Raw genomic sequence first — 6,769 nt, 5'->3', positions numbered from 1 at the left:
GGTCTCCTTCACATCCCCCGGCTCAATACTGAGATAGAGATTATTCGGTCGGCCTTTAAGCAACATTTGTTCACCACCAGGGGCGAGATAAGCTGTTCCTGGCACTAAATGTTCACCATTTTCAGCCTGTTTTACTCGAATCGCACACTGTGTATTCAGACGTTCTGCAAATGATGGCGTAAAGGTGGCCGGCATATGCTGAATAAGTAAAATAGGGCAGGGAAAACTCGCTGGTAACTGCGTTAACACTTTTTGTAAAGCAACGGGCCCACCTGTTGAAGTGCCAATAGCAACCAGTTCAGGTGTGGTATTGAATGACTTTTCGGGTTTAGCGGCCGCCACTTGTGTTTGACTGTTAGTAGCTCTATTGGCAGGCATGTCTGATTGACTGGCCTGAAAACCACTGGCTAGTTGGTAAATACGTTGACAGAGCTTACGCTGAGCTTCAATTTTATCGCTTGATAGATCTTCAAAGCGTTTTGGTAAAAAATCAGTGGCTCCGGCTTCCAATGCATCTAAAGTCGATTTGGCGCCTTCAGTTGTCCAGGTGGACAACATCAAAACGGGTGTATGACGAATGGTTTTAATCTTTCGAACAGCTGTGATGCCATCCATCACCGGCATTTCTAAGTCCATAGTCACTACATCTGGGTGATGACGCTGTACTTCGCGAATGGCTTCTTCACCATTACTGGCCGTAGCAATAACCTGGAGTCGCGGATCAGTTGCTATGATTTCAGCAAGACGTTTACGGAAAAAACTTGAGTCATCGACTATCAGAACCTTAACCGTCACTTTTACTCCTAGTATCCACGGTTAGCATGGACTTTCATTAATTCTGGAAAATCCAAAATTAATGCAATGCGGCCGTCACCAGTAATAGTCGCGCCAGCAAACCCATGAGTTCCTTGTAACAAAGCTCCAAGTGGTTTAATTACAACTTCTTCTTGACCTAGCAATACATCAACAACGAAACCAACACGCTGAGTACCCACATTCACAATAACAACATGCTCGATCTCTGGTTTTTTACCATCAGTTCGACCTTTGGTCAGCCACTTGCTGAGGTAGAATAAGGGTAAGGCTTTATTTCTCACCATAATGGTTTGTTGTCCATCAACGACATTGGTTTTAGAAAGATCGAGATGGAAAATTTCATTCACGTTCACCAGTGGGAAAGCAAAAATCTGCTCACCGAGCATGACCATTAATGTCGGCATAATGGCTAACGTCAGAGGGACTTTGATGGACAAAGTTGTGCCCACACCCACTTCAGATTGAATATCTATGACACCATTGAGTTTAGATATGCTGGTTTTCACCACATCCATACCCACACCACGGCCAGAAATATCTGAAATCTCCTGCTTCATGGAAAAACCGGGAGAGAAGATTAGTGAAAAACACTCTGATTCGGTAAGTCTGGCGGCGGTGTCTTCATCCATCATGCCTTTTTCAACCGCCTTGCGACGCAGCGTTTCCGGGTTCATACCCGCACCATCATCTGCGATAGTGAGAAGAATATGATCACCTTCTTGAGCTGCAGACAGTACGACTTTACCTTGACGGGGTTTACCAGCAGCTTCGCGGACGTCAGGCATTTCTACACCATGGTCAACTGCATTTCTGACTAAATGCACAAGCGGATCTGCGAGAGCTTCGACTAAGTTTTTGTCGAGATCAGTTTCTTCACCACGCAGTTCAAGATCAATATCTTTTTTCAGGCTTCTGGCGATATCACGAACCACTCGCGGGAAACGACCAAATACTTTTTTGATCGGTTGCATGCGCGTTTTCATTACAGCCGTTTGCAGGTCACCCGTGACAACACGAAGGTTATTGACCGCTTTTGCCATCTCTTCATTTTCAAATGAAGACTCGAGTGTACTGATCCGGTTTCGTACCAGCACCAATTCACCGACCATGTTCATGATTTCATCGAGACGACTTGTATCAACACGTACACTGGTATCAGCAGCTTGTTTAGCTGGTGCTGCCTTTGCTTCGACCTTTTCAGATGCTGCTTTTTCTGCTGGCTTAGGTGTAGGTGTAGGAGCCTTAGGTTCTACCGCTTTATCAGTGCTAGGAGAGGGCGCTGATTTAGGTGCTGCTGGTGGCGGCACTGGTTTTTCCGCTTCTGCTTTTTTCGCACCTTGTAATTCGTCAAGCAATGCTTCAAATTCTTCTTCAGTGATATCGTCACTGTTGGATGAGCTTGACGCGGAAGCCGCAGGAGCAGGCGGTTCTTTTGGTGCTTTTTCTGAGTCTTTTATGCCAGGTGCTGAATTACCATGTAACTGGTCTAACAAGGCTTCGAATTCATCATCTGTGATTTCGTCATCTGCAGGCGCATCAGCTGAACTTGACTCAGTTGAAGCAGGGGGAGGAGTGACTTCTTCGACCACTTCAGGTTCTGGTTCGGGCTCAGGTGCAGCAGCGGGGGCTGAATCGTTATTTAAATAAGCTGATAATGACTCAATAACTTCAGCGTCAGCCGGGCTGGGGTATTGACCGGATTTGATTTCCGCAAACATGGTGTTCAATATGTCGAGCACCTTAAGAAAGGTGTCCATCATATCGGCATCAACAAAGCGTTCACCTTGTCTTAGCAGATTGAATAAATCTTCACTTTTGTGGCAAAGATTGACCATTGCTTCCAGGCTGAGAAAACCTGCCCCACCTTTAATGGTATGAAAACCACGAAAAATAGAGTTAAGGAGATCAGCATCTTGTGGGCTATTTTCGAGCTCTACAAGCTGTTCGTTCAGACCTTCTAATATTTCTTCTGCTTCAACAAGAAAGTCTTGCAGGATTTCATCATCTGTATCCAGCGCCATGAATCATTTCCTCAGAAGCCAAGGCTAGATAACAAGTCATCCACATCATCCTGGTTATTCACCACATTCGGATTATCTTGTGCGTTTATCTGTGGACCTTCAGCTTTAATTGGGTCAATTTCTTTTTTATTAGAAGACGGTTGAGGTTTGCCAGCCACTTTGACTAACTGCACCAAACTATCTTCCACTTCTTCTACCAAGCTAATCACCTGACGAATCACTTGTCCGGTCAAATCTTGGAAGCCCTGAGCTAACATCATTTCAGATAAATTATGATGAACTTGATCTGCATGTTGTTTCACTGTCGGTAAATAGTTTTCAATTTCTTTTACCAATATGCGGAACTCATCTGCATTCATTTCCTTTTTCCGAAAACGGTGCCAGCTCTCATCTATCTTTTCGGCAGTATTTCGGAGTTCTTGAGCCAAAGGTAGGGTGTTATCTATATAACCTAACGTTTTATGTGCTGCTTCTTCAGTCGTGGTGATGACATAGTTAAGTCGGTCACGTGTGTTAGGCATATCATTTTGAGTTAAATCAATGAGTCTGGCGTCGAGATTAAAATTATTTAAGGAGTCGTGTAATTCGCGAGTCAGTTTGCCAACTTCTTTGAATAACTGACTTTCCTGTGCTTTTGCAAGAATAGTCAGTTGCTCCTCAGCCGCTTTTTCATCATTTTTTTCAAGCGCCTCAACGAGGGCTTTTGCTGCATCCAATTGGGTTGCCTGATTTACTAAAGCCATGAGCCGAGTGCTCCTTATTGTGCGTTAATGCGTTCAAAAATCTTTTCGATTTTTTCCTTGAGCGTCGCTGCAGTGAATGGTTTGACGATATAACCGTTGACACCCGCTTGTGCAGCTTCAATGATTTGTTCGCGTTTGGTCTCTGCCGTTACCATAAGTACTGGCAATGAGGCGAGTTTTTCATCGGCACGGACTGTTTTTAGTAGATCAATCCCTTGCATGCCAGGCATGTTCCAATCAGTGACCAGAAAATCAATTCCACCTGCTTGAAGTATGGGCAAAGCTGTTAAGCCATCATCGGCTTCTTGCGTGTTGTTGAATCCCAAATCCCGTAACAGATTTTTTATGATCCGACGCATAGTGGAAAAGTCATCCACGATCAGGATTTTCATATTTTTATCCAAAGCACACCTCCAAAATTACATAATCCAGTCACGAAGTTTGGCGCGAAGTCGAATCACAGTCTGACTATGAATTTGACTGACTCTGGACTCACTTACGCCCAGAACCTCGCCGATCTCCTTTAAATTTAATTCGTCATTATAATACAGGCTCATTAATAAGCGCTCACGCTCTGGGAGTGTGTCTATGGCTTGTGCCAATGCCTGTTGGAAATCATCATCCTGAACTTCATCATCTGGCCCACTGGGGCCGACAGATATAGGGTGAGCCTGGGTTTCATCATTATCAGTAAACTCATCCAGGCTAAAAACCTGATAACCACTTGAATCGTGCAGTTGTTGGTAATACTCGTTGATATCGATACCAAGCGCCGCGGCTACCTCACTGTCTGAAGCATTCCGTCCTTTTTCCTGTTCGATTTTATGCATTTGTTCCGCGATTTCACGGGCTTTTCTGTGCACCGATCTGGGCGCCCAGTCATTGCGGCGGATTTCATCCAGCATGGAACCACGTATACGGATGCCTGCATAGGTTTCAAAGCTTGCGCCTTGAGCGGAGTTGTACTGGTGAGAGGCATCGAGTAGGCCAATCATGCCTGCCTGAATTAAATCTTCAACATCAACTGACGCTGGTAATCTCGCAATCATGTGATAAGCGATTCGTTTGACCAGAGGCGCGTGTTGCTCAATCAACTCTGATTTACTTTGACCCGATGTATACATGACTGCTCTGTTACTCATGCCATTTCCATACTTGCCTGAATGAGTCGCTCAACAAAAAATTCCATATGGCCACGAGGTTGTTTCTGTACAGGCCAATATTCAATTTTTTTGGCTAAATGTGCAAATGCCGTAGCCGCTTTACTACGTGGAAATGCTTCTACTACACTACGTTGTTTTTTCACTGACCGTCTTAAATCTTCATCAAACGGTACTATACCCATAAAGTCCAGGGTCACGTCGAGAAAGCGATCACAGACTAAAGAAATCTTATCAAAAAGTTCACGACCTTCCTGCACGCTTCGGCACATATTAGTCACGATATGGAAGCGTTCAACCTGATGCTCACGGCTGAGAAGCTTAATCAAAGCATAGGCGTCTGTGATTGAGGCTGGTTCGTCACAAACCACAACAATCACTTCCTGAGCCGCTTTACTAAAAGTGATAACACTGTCAGCGATACCTGCCGCACTGTCAATCAATAGCACGTCGATGTGTTGATCCATCTCACTAAAGGCTTGGATCATGCCGGCATGTTCAGCCGTGCTGAGTTCAGCCATTTTTTTCACACCAGAAGCGGCTGGAATAATCTTCAGGCCAGAAGGGCCTTCAACAATAATGTCTCTCAGTGATTTGGTTCCATCTAATACATGCAATAAGTTGTATTGGGGATGGAGCCCTAACATCACGTCTATATTTGCCAAGCCCAAATCCGCATCAAGCAGGACAACTTCTTTTCCTAAAGCAGCTAACGCGACGCCGAGATTAACTGTCACATTTGTTTTACCTACACCACCTTTGCCGCTGGCAATAGCAATCACTTTAACGGGCCTGATGGCTTGCGTCATTATGCGAAGGCCTGCAGCTTGATCATGGGGTTGGGTATTTTCAGCCATAAGCGGCAAAACCTCCGTAGCTGGATACTGTTTGGGGATCCAGTTGTTGCTCATTATTCATCAATTCGCTGGCCTGGTTAACTAGTGTATTGGGTCGAGCGAGACTCAGATCTTCCGGCACTTGCTGACCATTTGCCACATAGGCTAGGGGTAAATGGTGACGTACTAAAGCCGATACTGCACCACCGAGACTGCTGGCTTCATCTGTTTTAGTTAAAACACAGCCACTCAAGTTCAAGTGAGAATAAGCATGAATAATATCATCCATCGCACTGGCTTGAGTGTTTGCTGACATGGTTAAGTATGTTTTGACACGAGGGGACTGCTGTTTTATCACAGCAAACTTCTCTGTCAGTTTTATATCACGTTGATTCATTCCCGCAGTATCTATCAGGATAAAGCGGCGATCAAGCAGGTCATTAAGAGTTTCAGTGAGTTCAGCATGGGTTCTGGCCACTCTCACAGGTACACCCAAAATTCGGGCATAGGTACGTAACTGCTCCTGACCTCCTATGCGATAGCAGTCGGTGGTGATCAAGGCAACTTGCCGTGCACCGTGCTTTAGAGCACACCGGGCGGCGAGTTTAGCTATCGTGGTCGTTTTTCCAACGCCTGTTGGACCGACCAAAGCATAGATGCCACCTTGAGTCAGAATGTCTTCTTCTGTGAGCTGAATTTGTGAAGCTAATGAGCCCAGACAATGCCGCCATGCTGTTTCCAAATCATCAATACCATGCATTTTTGCGGTGATAGATTTGGCGAGTTCCACGTCAATGCCCATCTGCATAAAACGTTTTAGTAGCTGTACCTGGGTTGGATTCTGACGCTCCATATCTTTCCAGGTCAGATCCGATAGCTGATTTTGTAGCATATTACGTAAGCCAGCAATTTCTTTACGCATCTGCACCAGAGTTGGTTCCTGAGACCAGATATTTTGTTTTGGCGCTGCTTGTGGTTGTTCGTGCGCATATGTGTCTGGAGTGGGATTTATTTCAACTCGAGGAGGTTGCTGTGCTTGTGTAGAAGCTGTTTCGACTTGCGCCTGACGACGAAACTGTGATTCGTCATAGTCAGTAGCAGCCACAATTTCAATACCACCATCGACACGAGTATTGGACAGTATGACCGCATCCGGGCCCAGTACATCCCGAACCTCACGAATAGCTTGACGC

The 6,769-nt window shown here is 45.3% G+C and carries 7 protein-coding genes; all 7 read right to left on the bottom strand.

Going from position 1 to position 6,769, the window contains the following annotated elements:
• Positions 1-795, bottom strand: a 795-nt coding sequence (gene cheB / locus B4K20_RS03815; protein WP_289281944.1) for a chemotaxis-specific protein-glutamate methyltransferase CheB, incomplete at its 3' end; no start/stop codon positions are given.
• A gap of 8 nt (positions 796-803) precedes the next feature.
• Positions 804-2,837, bottom strand: a complete 2,034-nt coding sequence (locus tag B4K20_RS03810; protein WP_289281943.1) for a chemotaxis protein CheA — start codon at positions 2,835-2,837, stop codon at positions 804-806.
• Positions 2,838-2,848: 11 nt separating this feature from the next.
• Entirely contained in the window at positions 2,849-3,580 is a 732-nt protein-coding gene (locus tag B4K20_RS03805) for a protein phosphatase CheZ (protein ID WP_289243209.1), read from the bottom strand.
• 14 nt (positions 3,581-3,594) lie between these two features.
• Entirely contained in the window at positions 3,595-3,984 is a 390-nt protein-coding gene (cheY, locus tag B4K20_RS03800) for a chemotaxis response regulator CheY (protein ID WP_286303962.1), read from the bottom strand.
• A 15-nt stretch (positions 3,985-3,999) separates the two neighbouring features.
• On the bottom strand, positions 4,000-4,722 hold the full coding sequence (locus B4K20_RS03795) for an RNA polymerase sigma factor FliA (protein ID WP_286303963.1): 723 nt from the start codon (positions 4,720-4,722) through the stop codon (positions 4,000-4,002).
• Positions 4,719-5,597 (bottom strand): MinD/ParA family protein, encoded by an 879-nt coding sequence (locus B4K20_RS03790; protein ID WP_289281942.1) that lies wholly within the window; start codon positions 5,595-5,597, stop codon positions 4,719-4,721. Before B4K20_RS03790 ends, B4K20_RS03795 begins: the two co-directional genes overlap by 4 nt.
• Positions 5,590-6,769 (bottom strand): flagellar biosynthesis protein FlhF (gene flhF, locus B4K20_RS03785; RefSeq protein WP_289281941.1); only part of this gene is annotated, 1,180 nt, incomplete at its 5' end. The genes flhF and B4K20_RS03790, both read right to left, overlap by 8 nt.

Origin of the sequence: Methylophaga sp. UBA5088 (genome assembly GCF_002414625.1) — a bacterium.
Lineage (GTDB): Bacteria > Pseudomonadota > Gammaproteobacteria > Nitrosococcales > Methylophagaceae > Methylophaga > Methylophaga marina.
Note: the sequence above shows the minus strand (reverse complement) of the source record. Positions and strands in the feature narration are given on the sequence as shown.

Coding starts and splice junctions, on each gene's coding strand:
- B4K20_RS03795 (WP_286303963.1), bottom strand. CDS start 4,722: ATGAGTAACAGAGCAGTCATGTATACATCGGGTCAAAGTAAATCAGAG.
- B4K20_RS03805 (WP_289243209.1), bottom strand. CDS start 3,580: ATGGCTTTAGTAAATCAGGCAACCCAATTGGATGCAGCAAAAGCCCTC.
- B4K20_RS03810 (WP_289281943.1), bottom strand. CDS start 2,837: ATGGCGCTGGATACAGATGATGAAATCCTGCAAGACTTTCTTGTTGAA.
- B4K20_RS03790 (WP_289281942.1), bottom strand. CDS start 5,597: ATGGCTGAAAATACCCAACCCCATGATCAAGCTGCAGGCCTTCGCATA.